The 18,404-nt window shown below is 72.3% G+C and carries 13 protein-coding genes; 2 read left to right on the top strand and 11 right to left on the bottom strand.

Annotation, left to right across the window (positions count from 1 at the left end; genetic code table 11):
• Nucleotides 1-168: 168 nt before the first annotated feature.
• The 6 genes from J7E93_RS10910 to J7E93_RS10935 all read right to left on the bottom strand — a co-directional run bounded on the left by J7E93_RS10910 (nucleotide 169) and on the right by J7E93_RS10935 (nucleotide 9,577).
• Nucleotides 169-1,716, bottom strand: coding sequence for an RNA polymerase sigma factor (locus J7E93_RS10910; protein ID WP_215067857.1), 1,548 nt, complete (start codon nucleotides 1,714-1,716; stop codon nucleotides 169-171).
• A 375-nt stretch (nucleotides 1,717-2,091) separates the two neighbouring features.
• Nucleotides 2,092-2,979, bottom strand: coding sequence for a FadR/GntR family transcriptional regulator (locus J7E93_RS10915; RefSeq protein ID WP_215067859.1), 888 nt, complete (start codon nucleotides 2,977-2,979; stop codon nucleotides 2,092-2,094).
• A gap of 160 nt (nucleotides 2,980-3,139) precedes the next feature.
• Entirely contained in the window at nucleotides 3,140-4,984 is a 1,845-nt protein-coding gene (locus J7E93_RS10920) for an ATP-binding cassette domain-containing protein (protein ID WP_215067861.1), read from the bottom strand.
• Nucleotides 4,985-5,105: 121 nt separating this feature from the next.
• A complete protein-coding gene (locus J7E93_RS10925) occupies nucleotides 5,106-5,876 on the bottom strand; it encodes an NUDIX domain-containing protein (protein WP_215067863.1) in 771 nt (256 codons plus the stop codon).
• 109 nt (nucleotides 5,877-5,985) lie between these two features.
• Nucleotides 5,986-8,040, bottom strand: coding sequence for a glycogen debranching N-terminal domain-containing protein (locus J7E93_RS10930; RefSeq protein WP_215067871.1), 2,055 nt, complete (start codon nucleotides 8,038-8,040; stop codon nucleotides 5,986-5,988).
• A gap of 115 nt (nucleotides 8,041-8,155) precedes the next feature.
• On the bottom strand, nucleotides 8,156-9,577 hold the full coding sequence (locus J7E93_RS10935) for a DUF4192 domain-containing protein (RefSeq protein WP_215067873.1): 1,422 nt from the start codon (nucleotides 9,575-9,577) through the stop codon (nucleotides 8,156-8,158).
• 153 nt (nucleotides 9,578-9,730) lie between these two features.
• On the opposite strand from J7E93_RS10935, the gene J7E93_RS10940 reads away from it, so the two are divergent.
• Nucleotides 9,731-11,914 carry a RecQ family ATP-dependent DNA helicase gene (locus J7E93_RS10940; RefSeq protein ID WP_215067875.1) on the top strand — a complete coding sequence of 728 codons (2,184 nt, stop codon included), beginning with the start codon at nucleotides 9,731-9,733 and terminating at the stop codon, nucleotides 11,912-11,914.
• Nucleotides 11,915-12,130: 216 nt separating this feature from the next.
• A complete protein-coding gene (locus J7E93_RS10945) occupies nucleotides 12,131-12,760 on the top strand; it encodes a hypothetical protein (protein WP_215067877.1) in 630 nt (209 codons plus the stop codon).
• A 148-nt stretch (nucleotides 12,761-12,908) separates the two neighbouring features.
• Here J7E93_RS10945 and J7E93_RS10950 read toward each other — a convergent pair whose 3' ends face one another.
• The 5 genes from J7E93_RS10950 to J7E93_RS10970 all read right to left on the bottom strand — a co-directional run bounded on the left by J7E93_RS10950 (nucleotide 12,909) and on the right by J7E93_RS10970 (nucleotide 18,380).
• Nucleotides 12,909-13,538, bottom strand: a complete 630-nt coding sequence (locus tag J7E93_RS10950) for a hypothetical protein (protein ID WP_215067879.1) — start codon at nucleotides 13,536-13,538, stop codon at nucleotides 12,909-12,911.
• 92 nt (nucleotides 13,539-13,630) lie between these two features.
• Nucleotides 13,631-14,341 (bottom strand): ribonuclease HII, encoded by a 711-nt coding sequence (locus J7E93_RS10955; RefSeq protein ID WP_215067881.1) that lies wholly within the window; start codon nucleotides 14,339-14,341, stop codon nucleotides 13,631-13,633.
• Between the two features lie 389 nt (nucleotides 14,342-14,730).
• Nucleotides 14,731-16,521: a DUF4173 domain-containing protein gene (locus J7E93_RS10960; protein WP_215067883.1), complete on the bottom strand. Its 1,791-nt coding sequence runs from the start codon at nucleotides 16,519-16,521 to the stop codon at nucleotides 14,731-14,733.
• Between the two features lie 275 nt (nucleotides 16,522-16,796).
• Complete coding sequence (locus J7E93_RS10965; protein WP_215067885.1) at nucleotides 16,797-17,708, bottom strand: ADP-ribosylglycohydrolase family protein; 912 nt, start codon at nucleotides 17,706-17,708, stop codon at nucleotides 16,797-16,799.
• 12 nt (nucleotides 17,709-17,720) lie between these two features.
• Nucleotides 17,721-18,380 (bottom strand): histidine phosphatase family protein, encoded by a 660-nt coding sequence (locus tag J7E93_RS10970; RefSeq protein ID WP_215067886.1) that lies wholly within the window; start codon nucleotides 18,378-18,380, stop codon nucleotides 17,721-17,723.
• Between the last annotated feature and the right edge of the window lie 24 nt (nucleotides 18,381-18,404).

Consider the following 18,404-nt stretch of genomic DNA (forward strand, 5'->3'; position numbering starts at 1 on the left):
CTCCTGACTCTCCGGAGATGTCGGTTCACCCAGCGTCGTCCAGGTGCCGCCGCCCTGCACCCGCGCACGACCGAAAGGGCCCGGCCCCCCTCTCGGGGAACCGGGCCCTTCGTGTGCCGGTGACGCGGCCGATGCCGGTGACTCGCCGGCGACCGCCTCCGGCGAGGATCAGTCGAGGTAGTCCCGCAGAACCTGCGAACGGGACGGGTGGCGCAGCTTCGACATCGTCTTGGACTCGATCTGACGGATCCGCTCACGCGTCACGCCGTAGACCTTGCCGATCTCGTCGAGCGTCTTCGGCTGACCGTCGGTGAGACCGAAGCGCATGGAGACCACGCCGGCCTCACGCTCGGAGAGCGTGTCGAGGACGGAGTGCAGCTGCTCCTGGAGGAGCGTGAAGCTGACCGCGTCGGCCGGGACGACCGCCTCGGAGTCCTCGATCAGGTCACCGAACTCGCTGTCGCCGTCCTCACCCAGCGGGGTGTGGAGGGAGATCGGCTCGCGGCCGTACTTCTGGACCTCGATGACCTTCTCCGGGGTCATGTCGAGCTCCTTGGCCAGCTCCTCCGGGGTGGGCTCGCGGCCCAGGTCCTGGAGCATCTGGCGCTGGACGCGCGCGAGCTTGTTGATGACCTCGACCATGTGCACCGGGATACGGATGGTGCGGGCCTGGTCGGCCATGGCGCGGGTGATCGCCTGACGGATCCACCAGGTGGCGTACGTGGAGAACTTGTAGCCCTTGGTGTAGTCGAACTTCTCGACGGCGCGGATCAGACCCAGGTTGCCCTCCTGGATCAGGTCCAGGAAGAGCATGCCGCGGCCGGTGTAGCGCTTGGCCAGCGAGACCACCAGTCGGAGGTTGGCCTCCAGGAGGTGGTTCTTGGCGCGACGGCCGTCCTCGGCGATGATCTCCAGCTCACGCTTGAGCTTGGGCGCCAGCTTGTCGGAGTTGGCCAGCTTGTCCTCGGCGAACAGACCGGCCTCGATGCGCTTGGCGAGCTCGACCTCCTGCTCGGCGTTGAGCAGCGGGACCTTGCCGATCTGCTTCAGGTAGTCCTTGACCGGGTCGGCGGTGGCACCGGCGACGGCGACCTGCTGCGCCGGGGCGTCGTCCTCGTCGTCGTCCGACAGGACGAAGCCCTTGTTCTCGCCCTCGGCCTCTTCGTCCTCGCCCTTGCCGGGCGCGACCTCGTCGAGGAGCTCCTCGCCCTCGAGGACCTCGTCGGCGTCCTTCTTGGAGGCGGTCTTCTTGGCCGTCGTCTTCTTGGCGGTGGCCTTCTTCGCCACCGTCTTCTTGGCCGCGGTCTTCTTCGCGGCCGCCTTCTTGGCCGGCGCTCCGGCCTCGTCGGCGGGGTCCGCGCTCTCTGCCGTCGGGGCCGCCGTGGCGGCCGAGACGGTCTTCGTCACGGTCGTCTTGGCGGTGACGGTCTTGGTGGCGGTGCGCTTGGCCGGGCTCTTCGCAGCGACGCTCTTGCGGGCGCGCTTCGGCGACTCCGCTGCACTGACCATCAGCGTCACACCCTCTTCCTCGAGGATCTGGTTGAGGCTGCGCAGAACATTCTTCCACTGGGTTGGCGGAATCTGGTCAGCCTCGAAGGCCCGACGCACGTCATCGCCGGCGATCTGCCCATCAGCCTTTCCCCGCTCGATGAGCGCCATCACAGACTCGGACTCGGCGATCTCCGGCGGGAGCGTACGGGATGTGCTGGCCGACACGAACAACCTCTCGGAACGATGGAAACGGCTTCCGGCCCCGCCCATGATCGGGCCGGAGCCGACGACCGTCGACGGGGAATGTGCCGACGGCGCGGGCTGGACCGGGGAACTGCACAGCGCCTCACGCGGCTGCTGTATTCCTTCCTCGGCTGTCACCTCTTAGGTCATCGCACGGCTTCGAGGAGTGTTACGCCCAATCCGCGTGGCCCGAGTCACACCTCATTTGCGACGAAACGGCCAGAACGGGTTTTCGTCGTACATCTGAGCCGCCGGGACCCGCGCGGCCCCCGGGGACACGTCATGATCCCCGGGTTCCGCGCGGGTCCGGCGACACGCGATGCGTACGGCTCCGCGCCCCTGGCCGCGGCCCGCGAGTCAGTGCTCACGGGGAGCGGGGACGACCCGCTCCACCTCCGGATGAACGGTGAGCAGCTGCCGCATGGCCGTCTCGGCACCGTTGGCGTCCCCGGCGGCGAGGCAGTCGACGATCCGCGCGTGGTGGGCGAGACAGGAGTCGCCGGGGCGGTCGCAGCCGGTGACCGGGCCGCCGGAGACCTGGAGGGCGGCGCCGACGATCCCGGAGAGGTGCTCCAGCATGCGGTTGCCGGCGAGCTGGATGAGCAGGGAGTGGAACTCGGTGTCGGCCCGGGAGAAGGTGATGCCGTCGCCCTGGGCGTAGGCGTGGCCCATGATCTCGACCATGTCGGCGAGGCGCTGCTGGACGTCCTCGCGGCCGTGGCCGGCGGCGAGCCGGGCGGCCAGCGGCTCGATCGTCCAGCGGAGCTCGTTCAGCTCACGGCGCTGGTCGTCTCGCTGCGGCCCGAAGGCCCGCCACTCGATGATGTCGGGGTCCAGCAGGTTCCAGTCGCTGACGGGCCTGACCCGGGTGCCGACGTTGGGGCGGGCACTGACGAGGCCCTTGGCCTCCAGGACGCGCAGCGACTCGCGCACGACGGTGCGGGAGACCTCGAAGCGCTGACCGATCTCTTCCGGGACCAGCGGGCGGTCGGCGCCCAGGTCCCCGGAAACGATCATCTGCCCCAGCTGCTGGACGAGCTGACCGTGCAGGCCGCGACCGCGGCTGCCGGTGGAGCGGCGACCGACCCGGCCGAGGTCCGTCTCCACTCCTTCCCAGGAGGGCGGGCCCACACGGTCGGCGACCGGCGCCTCCGTGTACGGGTATCGATCGAGATCGCCCGGGGCGCCGAGGCCGGAGTCGACGGGGCGGGCGGCGGTCATCATGGTGTGCGCAAGGGTACTCACGCATCCTTTGTCGGCGCGGCTCCCGTGGCTCTTGAGGTCTTTGGTGAAAAGCACACGAAAGGGTGATCGGCACCCCCTACACAATTGACGATTAATCGGACATATAAGGCCATTTTCAAGCGAGTTGCCAGCGAAACGAACGACTGCGATCCAGAAGTGATCACCAACGCGCTTTGCGGCGAAGGCCCGTGAACAGATAGGCGCAGAGGAGAGCGGTCAACGCCAGCGCGAACGCCACCCCCACAGGCTGGGCGACCACACGCACAGCACCCATCAGCCACTGGTCGACGGCTGCCGGCCACTCCATGCTGACGAATGCACGAAGCCGGGCGGGAAGTCCGGCGATCGAGCGGCCCGACGGGGCGGAGCGGACGCCCTTCAGCAGGGGAACCAGGGCGATCGGGACCGCGAGCACCGCCGCCACTCCCGCCGCGGCGACCCGGAAGACCCCCGCACCGAGCACCCCCGCCCAAGCGCAGCCGATGGTCAGTCCGATCCAACTCGCGCAGAGCGTGGGCCAGTTTTCCGGTACGGAGATCAAGTCGCCGCCGTAGACCAACCGAACGGCCTCCAGGTCGGCCACCACGACGAGGACGGCGAGGAACAGGCCGACCGCCGCCGCGACCGACAGCTTGGCGAGCAGCAGGCCGAAACGGCGTGGGACGGCCCCCCGGCCGGTGGTGAGCGCCGGGTAGCGGTACTCGTCCCCGAAGGAGAAGGCGCCGAGCAGCCCCGCACCGAGGGCGGCGGGCGGCAGCGGGGAGAGGCCGGGCCAGGCGGCGAGGACCACGGGAAGGGACGTCCGGCCGCTGCGCGCGAGCAGCAGCGCGATCAGCACCGAGGCGACCAGGACCGAGGCCACGACCAGCGGTGTGGCCGGGACACCGAGCAGCCTGCGGATCTCGTACCGGAGCGGACGCAGGGGCGAGCGGGGTGGCCGGCGGGCCGAGGACGGCGCCGGCTCCCGCCCGGCGGCGTGCGCGGCGCCGGTGGAGGCGGTGGAGGCAGTGGAGGCGGTGGGGGTGCCTGGGTCGGTGCCGGTGGCGGCGGAGGCGCGTGAGCCGGTGGCGGTGCCGGTGGCCGTGGTGGTGGTCTCGGAGCGGGGGCCGGAGACCTTGGAGGGGGCGTCGGGGCCGGTGTCACCCACCTCGTCGGCGAGTTGGTGGATCAGCACCCCGTGCCGGAAGGCGGTCTCCCCGACAGCGGCGCAGTCACTGCCGTAGACGGACAGCCGGTTGCCGTTCTCCGCGACGACCTCCACCGAGCGGCGCGCCGCGCGCGCCTCCTGCGTGACGGCGGCGGCGAGCCGCGCGGCATGCGGAGTGCGTACGGCCACCCGCGGCCGCAGCCGGGTACGCGCGAACTCGGCCACGTCCTGGTCGGCGGTGAGCCTGCCGTCGTGGAGCGTGATCACCCGGTCCGCGTGACGAGCAGCGTCCCTTGGATTCTCGGTGGTGTAGAGGACGGTGCCGCCCTCGTCGGCGTGGGCGCGCAGGAGTTCGTGCAGCCAGGCGTTCTCCCGGGCGGACAGACCGGCACCGGGCTCGTCGAGCAGAAGCGTGTGCGGATCGCCCAACAGGGCGGAGGCCAGCCCGAGTCGACGGTCCATCCCGCGCGGCAGGGTGCCGATGCGCTGGTCGTGGAGGCCGGTGAGCCCCACGGCACCGAGCATCTCGTCGGCCCTCGACGCGGGAACCCCGGTGGCGGCGCACAGCATCCGCAACTGGCTGCGCAGGGTCCGCGAGGGATGCCCGGGCACATCACCGAGCAGCACTCCGACCTCTCCGGCGGGGTGCGCGATGCGATGGAGGGGGCGACCACGGAAGTAGGTGACGCCGCGGCCCGGCTCCAGTTCGAGCATCAGCCGCAGGGCGGTGGTCTTGCCGGAACCGGCGGGGCCCAGCAGGGCCGTGACCTGGCCCGGCCGAGCCTCGAAGGTGAGATCGTCCACGGCGGGCGGAAGGTCGCGCCGGGGGCTGCTGGTGAGTCCGATGGCCTGGAGCATCGCTTCTCTCGCGGTAGGTGAGACCGCTCCGCGGCAGGGCGGCTACCGAAGCAAGATAACGCTACATTTCGGACTTTTGGTGCAGGGTTGAGGCCTCGGGTCGCCCCAAGGCCGGTCCTTGTCAGATCTCGGGGCGCAGCATCGGGGGATTGAGCAGGGTCGCGCCTCCCGCCCTGAACAGCTGCGCGGGACGGCCTCCCTGGCGGGTGGTGGTCCCCCCGGCCGGAACCAGGAATCCGGGCGTACCCGTCACCTTCCGGTGGAAGTTGCGCGGGTCGAGCGCCACTCCCCACACCGCCTCGTACACCCTCCTGAGCTCACCGACCGTGAACTCCGGCGGGCAGAAGGCGGTGGCCAGCGAGGAGTACTCGATCTTCGAGCGGGCCCGCTCCACTCCGTCGGCGAGGATCCTGGCGTGGTCGAAGGCGAGCGGCCCGGACTGTTCGTCCTCGCCCTGCGCGCCGCCGTCCCGCCCGAGCAGGTCCTCGACCGGCGCCCAGCGGGCGCTGTTCGCGTCGCCGCCGGCGCGCGGCGCCGGAAGATCCGGCGCCAGGGCCAGATGCGCGACGCTGACCACCCTCATCCGAGGGTCCCGGTCCGGGTCGCCGTAGGTCGCCAGCTGTTCCAGATGCGCGCCGTTGCCGAGGGCGGGCGGCGGAGCGGCGGGGTCGTGGACGCAGAGCCCGGTCTCCTCGACCAGTTCACGCGCCGCGGCCGCACCAAGATCCTCGCCTCCCCGGACGAAGCCGCCGGGCAGTGCCCACCGGCCCTGGAACGGGGGTTCTCCCCGTCGTACGACCAAGGCGCACAGGGCATGGCGCCGAACGGTGAGCACGACCAGATCGACGGTGACGGCAAAGGGCGGGAAGGCCGACGGGTCGTAGGGAGACATGCCGCGATCATAGTCGTCTTCCTGACGATAAACACGCCCCTCCGATGCATCGACCACGACTTCTTCTGCCCTCCGCGGAGCTTCCCGCGGGGCGTGCGTCCGCACCTGTTCAGCCTCCGAGCTGGAGGCCGTCGGCGGCCTCCTCGACCATGCCCAGCCCGAGCCGGCTCACCCGCACCGCGAACGGCTCTTCCGCCACGCGAAGCCCCGAGAGCCGTACCGCGCCGAGCGGCGCCGACCTGACGGGGTGCAGGGCGACGGTTCTGTCCGGCGCGTCGGGACGGACCCCGGCGAGCGTGGTCAGCAGATGGACACCGGCGGCCGCGGCCACGGCGGCGGGACGGCAGGCGGCGGGATGCGGCACGGGGACGGATCCGGCCGTGCGCTGTTCTCCGGCGTACATCTCGGGCATCCGGTGACCGAACGCCTCGGCAGCGTCGAGGACGCCGCACAGCAGGGACGCCGCCTCTCTCTCGTATCCCGCCGCGGCGAGTCCGCCGACGGCCACCGCCGTCTCGTGCACCCGCACCGCGCCGGCCCGATGGCCGAAGGGGTTGTGGCCCGGTTCCTTGGTCCCGAGGCTGCGCAGCCCCCAGCCGGAGTCCAGCACCGGAGTGCCGAGCAGTCTGGCCAGCTGTTCCGTGCCGGCCTTGTCCAACAGGCCGGGTGCGTACCGGCCGCCGCCCGACAGACCGGTGTCCAGCAGGTGCGCCGCCCAGCCGCCCAGCTGCGTCCACGGCCGGCCACCCGGCACGCGGGCCGCGGCCGGCCTGCCGCCGGACCGGTCGTCGAGCCAGAACTCCGCGCGGAACCGCTCGCGCAGGACGCCCGCCCACTCCCGCCAGGCATCCCCGCCCGGCCGGCCGCAGGCATCGAGCAGGTCGGCTCCGAGCACGGCCGCACGATGGGCGTGCGCCTGGGTCTCGGCCCGCCAGGGCCCGGCGGGCCCCGGGTCCTGGACGAACCCGTTGGCATCGGCGGCGGCCCGCAGCCATCCCAGGCAACGCTCCGCCGCGGGGAGCAGCTCGGCGAGGTCGCGCTCGGGCAGCCCCCAGCGGCGCGCCTCGGCCAGGACCGCGGGGAACGCGAGGGTGGCCTCGATTCCGGTACAGCGCGGCGGAAGGTACGGCCCGGCGTCCCTGAGGGGACCGGGGATGCGGCCCGATTCGCGGCTCGGCCCACCGAGCTGGAGCCGGGCCAGGGCGCGAAGGGTCGTGACGGCGAGCCGGGTTCCGAGCGGCAGAACCATGCGCGCGGCCCAGAGCGCCTCGGCGGTGATCGGTCCGCAGCGCCAGGGCACGCCGGCCGCGAGATGGATGTCGGCGGGATGCGAGGGGTCGCGTTGGAGGAGTGCCCGGAGGTCCTCGAGGGACGTGCGCAGGAGCTCCGCCGCGCGCGGATCGTCCCCCTCGGCACGGGCTTCGGAGAAGACCTGACCGCCGGGGCGTCCGCTGCCGGGTGCCGGGGCCCCTGCGGAACGCGGCGTGCGATCACCGCGCACTCTGAGCTCGATGGTGCGGGCCGCTCCGGGCTCCAGCTCGACCTCCCAGCGGAGGAGCCCGGCCGCGGCCATGGCGTCCGTCGGCGGGGGGTCGGCGGTGACGGCCACGTACCGGCCGTCGTCCGCGGTCCACCGCAGCCCCGTGCCGTGGACGCTGGCGGAGAGCTCGGGCCCGGCGCGCCCGGCCGCCACCGCCCACAGATCCGCGAGATCCGTCCCCAGAGCGATTTCCACCGGGAGCCGCAGCGTTCTGCCTGCGGCGCTGCGCAGAGTGATCCGCTCCGTCCCGTCGGCGCCGCGCGCACGCTCGACGACGAGTCCTGGGTCGGGGCCGATGTCTCCGACGGTGCGCAGGACTCCGAGGAAGGTGGCACGGTCGGCGCCGGCCGATCTGCCGTGGAGGGCGAGCGGTTCGCGGCCGGCCACGCGCAGGACGCAGCGGGAGAGGAGTCGCCGTCCGGCCAGGTAGACGCCTTCGATGCCGCGCCCGGTGAGCTGCCCGTGCTCGGCGCTGACGGCCAGAGCGGGCAGGGCGACGCTGATGAGCGCGTTGTGGACCGACGGCAGCTCACCCGGCCGTGCGGTGCCCGCGGATACGGGGGTCCCGGTGGCGGGCGTGTGTCCGGCCGGGAGTCCAGGGGCCGGGGCGGGACTGGGGGCCATGAGTGGTGTGCTGTGCTCTCTGTGCGGTCCGGACAGCCGGTCGGATGTCGGCGGCACGGGTCGTCGGGCTCCGCCACAGAGCTGAACGCCGCTTCGGGGGGCCTGGTCACGGGCGTCATCGCCCGCTCCTCGTCCCGCGCTGCCCACTGCGCCGGGCGGCGGTGTCCCGAAGGGCCTTGGACGGTGCCCCGCCGGGCCGGGCGCTGTCGGCCGGTCCGTTCCTCTTCCCCGCCGACCCGCTCTTCCTCCCGGCCGGCCCGGTCTTCTTCGCGGGCTGCCGGAGTGCCTGGGAACGGCCGGTGCGGGGCCGGACCCGGCGCGCCGCGAGGCGCGATTCCGCGGCCGCGGCCTCCCTGGCCTCGCGTTCCTCCCGCAGGCAGCTACGCAGTGATTCGGGGTCGAGACCCTCGTTGCAGGCCTGATGCAGCAGACGCGCGAAGACGTAGTCGGAGTCGGCCTCGAGCGCGAGGCCCAGGGCCACCCGGGCGGCCGGCTCGTCACCGGTGGACCAGGCCACCCAACCCGCGAGGGTGAGGGGCGCCGCGGCATGCTCCTCGTAGGGGGCGACGCAGCGTCGGGCCAACGCGCGCCACAGCCGCAGGGCGGCCGCGGCCTCCGGTCCCTCCATCCATTCGGCCGCCTGATCCCGGGTCTCCCGGTCCTGGAGCCCGAGGATCAGTGCGGCGGCCTCGTCGGGCTCGATCAGAGCGTCGTCGGCCGCGTCCCTCTCCGCCGTTCCCGTGCGGCGCGGAATGCCGGCCGCGGGTGTCACGTCCGGGCCGACGCCGTCTGCGGACGGCCGTCCGAACCGGCGGAGCATCTGGCGGGCGAGCTTCAGCGTCGTCTCTCGGATCTCCTCCCGGCCCTGCCCCGGCGGGCCCTCGAGGATCTTGGGGACGATGACGGCGGCGGCCGCGTTCAGTGCCGTGCGCTGCTGGTCGTCGCCCGGCGACTCGCGTGGCTTGAGCCGCGCCTGCATCTCCCGCAGCGTTCCCCTCACCTGGATTCCGGCGTAGGCCGCCGATGCCGCCATGACCGATGTACCGGTCAGTGCGAGGGGTGTGCCGTCGGGCGGGCAGCAGCGGGCGTCGGGACAGCAGTAGGAGAAGTAGAGACCGTCCGAGATGCAGAGCACTTCGTAGACCGGAATGTCGAGCTCGCCACAGGCGGTGCGCAGCCGCTGGGCGAACGGGCGCAGACGTTCCATCGTCCGGCGGCCCGTCTCACCGGGCTCGGGGTCCTGACAGAGGAAGACGACGATCCCGTCCGGGCGGGCGCCGCGCCGGGCACAGCCGTCGACGAGGCACTCCGCGAGGTGCTCCGCCGTCGAAGGCCATTCCTTGGGCGAGCTCGGGATGCCGAGCCTGACCCGGCCCCCGAATCGTCCGTGCTCGCCGTGGAGCGCGACGAGGACGACCGAGTCGTTGGGGTGGAAGCCGAGCATGAAAGGAAGTGCGTCGGCCAGTTCGGCGGGGCCGCGCAGGGTGATGTGCTGCGTTTCGGACGATCCACGTGATTCGCGGGGGTTCGTGTTCATGGTCACGACGTTCTCGCGCTCGGCGCCGACTCCGAAAGCCCTGTGGATAACTCTCGCGGGCGACCCCGAACCGGAGCCGCCCGCTCCCGCCGATTGTCCACAGGATGCACGGCTCGTTCGCGCATTGTCCGAACCATCGGGTTGCATGGGGGCATGACCAACGCAGACCGCCTCGAAGACCGCGTGGCCCTCCGAGCCGACGCCGATGCCGTACTCGCCCGCCTCGTCGGCGACACCACCGGCACGGCGAGACTCCGTGAGGACCAGTGGCGTGCCATCGAGGTGCTCGTCGCGGACAAGCGGCGCGCGCTGGTCGTGCAGCGGACCGGGTGGGGCAAGTCCGCCGTGTACTTCGTGGCGACCTCCCTGCTGCGCGAGCTCGGCAGCGGACCCACCGTGATCGTCTCCCCGCTGCTCGCGCTGATGCGCAACCAGGTGGAGGCGGCCGCCCGGGCCGGCATCACGGCCCGCACCATCAACTCGTCGAACACGGAGGAGTGGGAGTCCGTCCAGCAGGAGGTGGCGGCGGGCGATGTCGACGTGCTGCTGGTCAGCCCGGAGCGGCTCAACAACCCCGACTTCCGCGATCAGGTGCTCCCCCGGCTCGCGGCCGCCACGGGCCTTCTCGTGGTCGATGAGGCTCACTGCATCTCCGACTGGGGCCACGACTTCCGGCCCGACTACCGGCGGCTGCGCACGATGCTGGCCGATCTGCCGGCCGGCGTCCCGGTGCTCGCCACGACGGCGACGGCCAACGCCCGGGTGACGGCGGACGTGGCGGAGCAGCTCGGTACGGGTGCCGGCACGGACGCGCTGGTGCTGCGCGGTCCGCTGGACCGGGAGAGCTTGAGCCTGAGCGTGGTCCAACTCCCCGACGCCGCGCACCGACTGGCCTGGCTTGCCGATCACCTCGGCGAGCTGCCCGGCTCGGGCATCATCTACACGCTCACGGTCGCGGCCGCCGAGGAGGTCACGGCCTATCTGCGCCAATGCGGGCACACGGTGTCCTCCTACACGGGCCGCACCGAGAACGCCGACCGCCAGCAGGCGGAGGAGGACCTGCTGGCCAACCGGGTCAAGGCGCTGGTCGCGACGTCGGCGCTCGGGATGGGGTTCGACAAGCCCGACCTCGGCTTCGTCGTGCACCTCGGCTCGCCCTCCTCCCCCATCGCGTACTACCAGCAGGTGGGCCGGGCCGGGCGCGGGGTGGACCATGCGGAGGTCCTGCTGCTGCCGGGCAAGGAGGACGAGGCGATCTGGCAGTACTTCGCGTCGGTCGCCTTCCCGCCCGAGGAGCAGGTGCGCCGCACGCTGGACGTGCTCGCGCACGCCGACCGGCCGCTGTCGTTGCCGGCTCTCGAGCCGCTGGTCGAGCTGCGGCGGACCCGGCTGGAGACGATGCTCAAGGTGCTGGACGTCGACGGCGCGGTGCACCGGGTGAAGGGTGGGTGGACGAGCACCGGGCAGCCATGGGTCTACGACTCCGAGCGGTACGCGTGGGTGGCGAGGCAGCGGGCGGCGGAGCAGCAGGCGATGCGCGACTACGCGTCGGGGACGGGCTGCCGGATGGAGTTCCTGCGGCGCCAGTTGGATGACGAGGAGGCCGCTCCCTGTGGGCGCTGCGACAACTGCTCGGGGCCCCGGTTCGACGCGAAGGTGACGGGTGCCGCGCTGGATGCCGCCAAGGGCGAGCTGGGACGGCCGGGCGTGGACGTGGAGCCGCGCAAGATGTGGCCGACCGGACTCCCGGCGGTCGGCGTCGATCTGAAGGGCCGTATCCCTGCGGCCGAGCAGTCGTTCGGCGGGCGGGCCCTGGGCCGGCTCTCGGACATCGGCTGGGGCAACCGACTGCGTCCGATGCTCACGGAGCGGGCCCCGGACGGCCCGGTCCCCGACGATGTGGTGCAGGCGGTGGTCCGTGTGCTCGCCGACTGGGCCAAGGGGCCCGGGGGTTGGGCGTCGGGGGCGCCGGACGCTCCCGCCCGGCCGGCCGGTGTGGTCATGGTCGCCTCGCGCAGCCGGCCGCATCTGGTGGGTTCTCTCGGGCAGCGGATCGCCGAGATCGGCCGGATGCCGTTGCTGGGTGCCGTGGAGTACGCGCCTGGGGCGGAGGAGCTGCGGATCTCCCGAACGAACAGCGCCCAGCGCGTGGTCGGGCTCCATCAGGCGCTCACGGTTCCGCCGGCACTGGCCGAGCGGCTCGCTTCGGCAGGCGGGCCGGTTCTGCTGGTTGACGATCTGTCGGACAGCGGCTGGACGCTTGCCGTGGCGTCGCGGCTGCTGCGCCGGGCGGGAGCGGAGGGGGTGTTTCCGCTGGTGCTTGCCGTCCAGGGGTGAAACGGGGAGTGAACAAGGGGTGGCTGGGCAGGGATATGAGTGTCATACCGGCTCATTCCCGTCAGCGGCCTCAATTGCTCGTTGCCGCCCGCGCACGGGCCAGGAAGAATTGGGAATCCGCCCCGCACGGCCCCTACGCGGTCCTGAAGGACTGTGCCGTGGTGCGCCCTCACTCGACCCTGCCCGCCCAGCGGGCGCGTATCCGAAGGGAGGACCGTGACCTTCGGATTCGCTCCGTCCGCAGCCACCTCGATCAGCTCGTCGTCCGGGTCCGCCAGCCGCCTCGCTCGGATGCTCGAACCCTCCGAGTGGGCGGCGGCCGGAATCCCGCTGCTCTCCAACCCTCGCGAGGTCGTCAGCGGTCTGCACAGCCGCCATCGCCCGACGCCCGCGACCGCGGTCATCGCCGTTCTCGACCATGAGGAACGGCTCGCCGCCAGCGCGTCGTTCGCCCGCCGCTCCGTCGCCGCGGACGGCTGGGAGTTCCGCAACGCGCTCCTCGCGCATCTACGCCGCGTCATTCCGCACGATCTGCGGCGCCGCACCCCAGTGCGGACGGCCGTGCTCCTCTACTGCCGCGACGGCGACGAACGGTGGACGGAGGAGGACGGTGCCTGGATGTGGGGGCTGCGGGACGCCTGCACGCTCCACGGCCTGCGCTGTGGGGCGTACATCACCCTGACGCGTGGGGGCTGGCAGGTGCTGGGCGAGGGCCGCGGTGGCCGTCAGCCCAGCTCCGACTCACGTCCGACGGCTCTCGGAGACGTCAACTCCGAGCTGGACGCCCTCACTCCGCGTAGCGCGGGCGGCGCCGCCGAGCCACTGCGCCGGACGGCGGCACGTTGAAGCACCTGCGGTAACCCACCAGCCGCCAGAGCCCACGGACGACACCGCGCCCGCGTCGATGGGGGCCGCGGCGCCACGGCCCGGCCGCCCACGCGGGGCGGCCGGGTACGCGGGGCGGCCGGGTCAGGGCCGCGTTGCTCACTCGGGCTCAGACACCCGCGCCCAGCACCGAGTTGATCCGCTGCGGGTCGCCGCACACGATGAGGAGCGCGGTCGCGCGCTCCCTCGCCAGAGGCAGGGCCCGGGCGGCGACGTCATCGGCTCCGCCGTTGATCGCCACGACGACGACGGGCCGTGCGGCGGCACGCTCCACGGCAGCGGCGTCCGCGAAGAACACGTCGTCGCGGGCGTCCTGCTGCGCCCAGTAGGCGGCGTCGCCGAAGGACAGCTCGTGCGCCGCCCACGGATGCTGCTCACCGGTCGTGAGAACGAGGATGTCACCGGGCGGACGGCCGGTCTCCAGGAGCAGATCCACCGCTTCCTCGGCGGCGTCGAGCGAGCCGTCGGCGGAGGCGGGGATCAGCTGGAGCTGCGGACCGGACGGCTGCCCGGAACGATTCTCCGGGCCGGAGGACGGGGGCTGCCCGGCACCGGAGTGCGGGCGCTGCGCCGGCGGGGCGGGCCTGGCCGGTCCGGGGCCGGGACGCCCTGGACGCGGCGACGCCGCGGAACGCGGACCGGGTACGGGACGGGGGGTCGGCGCGGGGTGGCCGGCGGCCGTGGCGCGGGGACCCTGGGCACTCTCGTGAATCTGAGGCTCCTCGGGGATGAGAGGCATGGATGGATGTCTATCAAACGCCGGTGCGCGGGGCTCCGGCGGGTGGGCACAATCGTGCGACCCGGCTGCTGAGACATGCTCGGCCGGGAGGTTCAGAAGTCGAAGCCGAGTTGGCCCCCGCTTTCCAGTGCGACCGCCTCGGCGGAGATGCGGACCTTCTTGAGATGCCGCCACTGGGGCAGCCCGTCGAGGTAGGCCCAGGAGAGCCGGTGGTACGCGGTGGGTCCCAGCTCCGCGAGGGCAGCCTTGTGGACCGGCGAAGGGTAGCCCGCGTTGGCCCCGAAGCCGTAGGCCAGGCATTCCTCCGCCTCGGCCTCCAGTTGGGCCATGATCTCGTCCCGCCGGACCTTGGCGATCACCGACGCCGCGGCTACGGCGACGCAGGACTGGTCGCCCTTGATCACCGTACGGACCTTCCAGGGGCTGCCCAGGTAGTCGTGCTTGCCGTCGAGGATCACCGCGTCCGGGCGCACGGGGAGTGCGTCCAGCGCCCGCACGGCGGCCAGCCGGAGCGCCGCGGTCATGCCGAGCTCGTCGATCTCCTCCGGGGAGGCGTGCCCGAGCGCATAGGCGGTGACCCACTTCTCCAACTCCGCGGCCAGGGCGGTGCGGCGCTTGGGGGTGATCAGCTTCGAGTCGGTGAGCCCCTCGGGAGGCCGTCGCAGACCGGTGACGGCCGCGCACACCGTGACGGGACCGGCCCAGGCTCCGCGTCCGACCTCGTCGACCCCGGCAATGATCTTGGCGCCGGTGGTGGCTCGGAGCGATCGCTCGACGCTGTGGGTGGGTGGTTCATACGGCATGGCGCCAGACAGGTTACGCCGATCGACACCGCCCGCGATACCCGGATTCCCGTCGGATGTCCGAACCCGCCGGGGAAGGGCCCTCGCACCCTCCGGGAACGGAGCAGCGGCAGCGGCAGCCGATCGGCCGTGGCGGCGCTCCCGGGGCACGCCGATTCGCTGGCGCACATCTTCGATGTGGTACGCCGTCATCACCGAAATAACGCAGGAGGTCAGATTTTTGGCACCGCGAGATCGATCTCTGAAGCCCACCGATGGACTCACAGTCGCATTCGTGAATCACGGCCGGCGGCGAGGCCACGGAGCACGAACGCCCCGGCCCGGGCGGAGGGGGCGAGGAGGCCGAGACGCTGGAGACGCGGTGGTCGGCGGCCCCCTCACCCCGGCACTCAGGGAGTGCCGTACAGCTCACCGTCCGCGTACGGGTCGTACTCCTCTTCCCTGCTCGGCTCGCCGCACTCCGCCGGGGACCGGTCGACCCCCCGCTCGGCCAGGATCGCCCGGGCCCTTGCCTCCGACCAACTGGTGGCGTACCAACTCCCGTCGTCCTCCCGCAGCCGGGTCTCGATGTCCCGCAGCGCACAGGAGCGCTGCGGTTCGGGCAGCTGGTCGAGCGCGGGGACGGCGTCGGCCGAGAGCCCTTCGAGATAGGGGAGGTCGATCTTTCCGAGACGGTCGTACCGCTCGACATTGCGCTCGGCGACGAGCGCGTCGGGCGACAGGACGCCGAAGATCAGCACGGCCACGGCCGCGCTCACCGCCAGGGCCCGGGGAAGCAGACGCGCGCCGAAGATCCCCGCGGCCATGATCAGCAGGATGACCACGCCGAGCCAGATCTCCATCGCGGTGACCGAGACGCGCAGCCGGGTGAGTCCGTACGCGTCCACGTACAGGTCCATCCTGCGCAGGGCGGAGGCGACCACGACGAGCGTCAGTACGCACAGCGTGCCGAGCACGGCGCGGACGAGCGTCCGGTCCCGGGCGTCGGCCCGGGGCGCCCAGCGCAGTGCGATCCCGATCACCACGAGTGTCAGCAGGGTGGCCATCAGTAGTTGCCAGAAGCCCTGGCGCGCGTACTCGGAGTACGTCAGTCCGGTCTCGGCGAGGACCTTGTCGTATCCGCCGAAGAGCACACCGAGTTGGACCGCGTTGAACGCGGCGAAGAGGAGATTCAGGACGATGAGCGGAAGAGCCCACTCCCACCGGTTGCGTGCTCGGCCGGGGCGGATGACCATCCGGTCCCAGCGCAGGGGCGCGGCGGCGGTCCGGGCGAGGGCGATCGCGCCGAAGAGACCGAGCAGGAAGAACGAGAGCCGCCAGGGCGCCTGATCCACGGAGACGTCGGGGATCAGCATGCCCAGCAGGTCGGCGAAGGCGGCGTCGGCGCCCGCGAACAGAGCGCCGAAGACGATGAGCAGAATGACGGCCACCCCGACCGTACGCACGGCCGGGCCCCAGCGGCCTCGGGAGCCGTCCGTCCGGTCGCGGAGCCCTCGCCAGGCCCAGTTCGTACCGGAACCCAGGGAGTCGATCAGGCCGATGGGCCCGAACAGGATGCTGGGCCAGCCCTGACCGCCGTGCAGCGCGAAGGCGGTCAGCGCCAGGGCGGAGACGAGCGCGAGGAAGGTCGGCCAGCCGGCGTCTCGCAGGGCCGGCACGGCGAGTAGCGCGAGGCCTCCGACGGCCCACACCAGCGTCCAGGGGCGCACCCGGCGGCCCGCCGCCCGGGCGGCGAACGAGGCGGCGAGGATCGCGGGAACGGCGACGATCACAAGGTTGAGACCGAGCCCGTCGCCGAGCAGCAGCGCGCTGAGGAGGGCGGTGGCCAGGATCGCCCAGAGGGTCGCGCCGGTCGCCCGGGCCGGTGGCTCCGGACGCAGCCGGGTGAGCCAGGTCTCGCTCGGACGCACCGGCGGCCCCCAGGGGTGGTGCGGCCCCGGGCCACCGGGCCGCCCCGCGGTCGCCGCGGCGCGAGACTGAGCCGAAACCGGTGGTGCGGCGCCACCTTGCTTCGCCGCCGGCGCCGGCGGAACGGGCGATACCGGCGGTACGGCGCCGGATGGCATGGCCGTGCCGTCGGACCGGCGTTCCGGTTCGGCCGGCGCTCCGTCGTGCGGGGACGGTACGGACGGTGTATCGGGCACGGGACCCCCTCCCGACCCGGGCCGCGCACGGGCCATGACGGCGGAGGGCTACGGTCCGGGTGTCTCGTCGGCGCGCTTTTGTCATGATCAGCGCTTCGGAGTGGCCGACTCTAACCCCGGCCCGGACCATCGCCCTCGATCGAGCGGCGCTGTGGCAAGACCGTGACACGCGCTCCCGGACATTCCGCCGGTACGGGCCGGATCGTCCGGAGCGTCCCACACGTCACCGGCCCCGGCGCGTGCGGAGGCGCGAGGACCAAGAGCGATCCTCACGATTCCGCATGACTCCACGCGACTCCGCGCGACGGGCTTCAGGGACGCACGTCGGCCGGCAGCCACTCCGGCAGGCCCTCCGTCTGCTGCAGCCAGGCGTCGGGCGGCGCGCCCGCCGCGTCGGAAGCGACCACTCCGCCCGCGATGGCGCAGGTGGTGTCGACGTCACCACCCACCTGTGCGGTGGTCCAGAACACCCGCTCGAAGTCGCCGAGGCCGCGAGCAGCGGACCACAGAGCGAACGGCACGGTGTCGTGGGCGCTGGTACGGCGTCCGCTTCCCAGCACCGCGGCCACCGTCGCGGCGTCGCCGTAGTCGAGCATGTCGCGGGCTCTGCGCAGCCCCGCACCGACGGCGCTGCGCGGCACGAGCGCGATGACGCCGTCGAGAAGATCCGTGGGCGTGGGCGGCCCCGCCGGATTCGCGGCAAGCGCGGCAGCGGCCGCCACGGCCATGGCGCCGACCACGGCCTCGCGGTGCTGGTGCGTGGTGTACGCGGAGATCTCGGCCTGGTGGGTCGCCTGCTCCGGATCGTCCGCGTACCAGGCGCCGAGCGGGGCGATCCGCATCGCGGCACCGTTGCCCCACGAGCCCTGACCGTTGAAGAGGGCAGCGGCGAGCTCGCGCCAGTCGCCGCCCTCCCTGATGAGCCGAAGCATCCGGTTCACGGTGGGGCCGTAGCCCCGGTCGAAGTCGTGGTGCTCGGCGAACGAGTGAGCGAGCGCGTCCTGGTCGATCCGCCCGTGCCGGGCGAGTACGGCCAGGACCGAGCAGGCCATCTCGGTGTCGTCGGTCCACTGCCAGGTGCCCGACGGCAGATCGCGTCGTTTCAGCAGCGGATAGTTGACGGGGACGAAGAACTGGGAGCCCAGGGCGTCTCCCACGGCCAGCCCTCGGAGGCTGGCCAGGGCGCGTTCGAAGCGCCGGTCGAGAGAGGAGTCAGCGGTCATCGCCCTGCCACTCTATCCGGTGTGCCCGTACGGTTCCGGGGTACGCCAGCGGTCGAACGGCCGGTCCAGGCTGTATCTCCCGTTCTCGCCCAGGAGCAGCATCCTCGTCTCACCGTTGCCCGGATTGGACAGCGACTCGAAGTCGGCGACCGTCCAGTGGAACCAGCGCATGCAGAACAGACGCATGGTCAGCCCATGGGTGACGAGCAGCACGTTCGGCGGATGGTCGGGCGCCTCGAAACTCCGGTACAGACTCTCCAGAAACGCCCCGACCCTGTCGTACACATCGGCACCCGACTCCCCCTGGGCGAAGCGGTAGAAGAAGTGTCCGTACGCGTCGCGGTACGCCTTCTGCAGGCGGACGTCCTCTCTGTCCTGCCAGTTTCCCCAGTCCTGCTCCCGCAGCCGCGGCTCCTCCCTGACCCGGACGAGCGCCGGGTCGAGCCGGAACGCCCGGAACGTCTCATGGGTGCGGCGGTACGGCGAGACATAGACGCTGACCCGTTCCTCCCCGAACAGCTCCCGAAGCCGCTCCCCCGTCTCCTCCGCCTGCCGCAGACCGGTCGGGGTGAGCCTGAGCGCGTGGTCGGGCTCCCGTTCGTACACGGTGTCATCGGCATTGCCCTCGGACTCTCCGTGCCGTACGAGAACGATGCGCCGCGGTCGTGCCATGCCCTGAACCCTAGATCGCCCGCC

The sequence above is a fragment of the Streptomyces sp. ISL-36 genome (genome assembly GCF_018614205.1).
Classification (GTDB): domain Bacteria; phylum Actinomycetota; class Actinomycetes; order Streptomycetales; family Streptomycetaceae; genus Streptomyces.

Bases quoted from the DNA above. Each gene is read 5' to 3' on its own strand.
- J7E93_RS10920 (WP_215067861.1), bottom strand. From the start codon at position 4,984: ATGCTCCAGGCCATCGGACTCACCAGCAGCCCCCGGCGCGACCTTCCG.
- J7E93_RS10935 (WP_215067873.1), bottom strand. From the start codon at position 9,577: ATGAACACGAACCCCCGCGAATCACGTGGATCGTCCGAAACGCAGCAC.
- J7E93_RS10965 (WP_215067885.1), bottom strand. From the start codon at position 17,708: ATGACCGCTGACTCCTCTCTCGACCGGCGCTTCGAACGCGCCCTGGCC.
- J7E93_RS10960 (WP_215067883.1), bottom strand. From the start codon at position 16,521: ATGGCCCGTGCGCGGCCCGGGTCGGGAGGGGGTCCCGTGCCCGATACA.
- J7E93_RS10925 (WP_215067863.1), bottom strand. From the start codon at position 5,876: ATGTCTCCCTACGACCCGTCGGCCTTCCCGCCCTTTGCCGTCACCGTC.
- J7E93_RS10930 (WP_215067871.1), bottom strand. From the start codon at position 8,040: ATGGCCCCCAGTCCCGCCCCGGCCCCTGGACTCCCGGCCGGACACACG.
- J7E93_RS10970 (WP_215067886.1), bottom strand. From the start codon at position 18,380: ATGGCACGACCGCGGCGCATCGTTCTCGTACGGCACGGAGAGTCCGAG.
- J7E93_RS10955 (WP_215067881.1), bottom strand. From the start codon at position 14,341: ATGCCGTATGAACCACCCACCCACAGCGTCGAGCGATCGCTCCGAGCC.
- J7E93_RS10940 (WP_215067875.1), top strand. From the start codon at position 9,731: ATGACCAACGCAGACCGCCTCGAAGACCGCGTGGCCCTCCGAGCCGAC.
- J7E93_RS10950 (WP_215067879.1), bottom strand. From the start codon at position 13,538: ATGCCTCTCATCCCCGAGGAGCCTCAGATTCACGAGAGTGCCCAGGGT.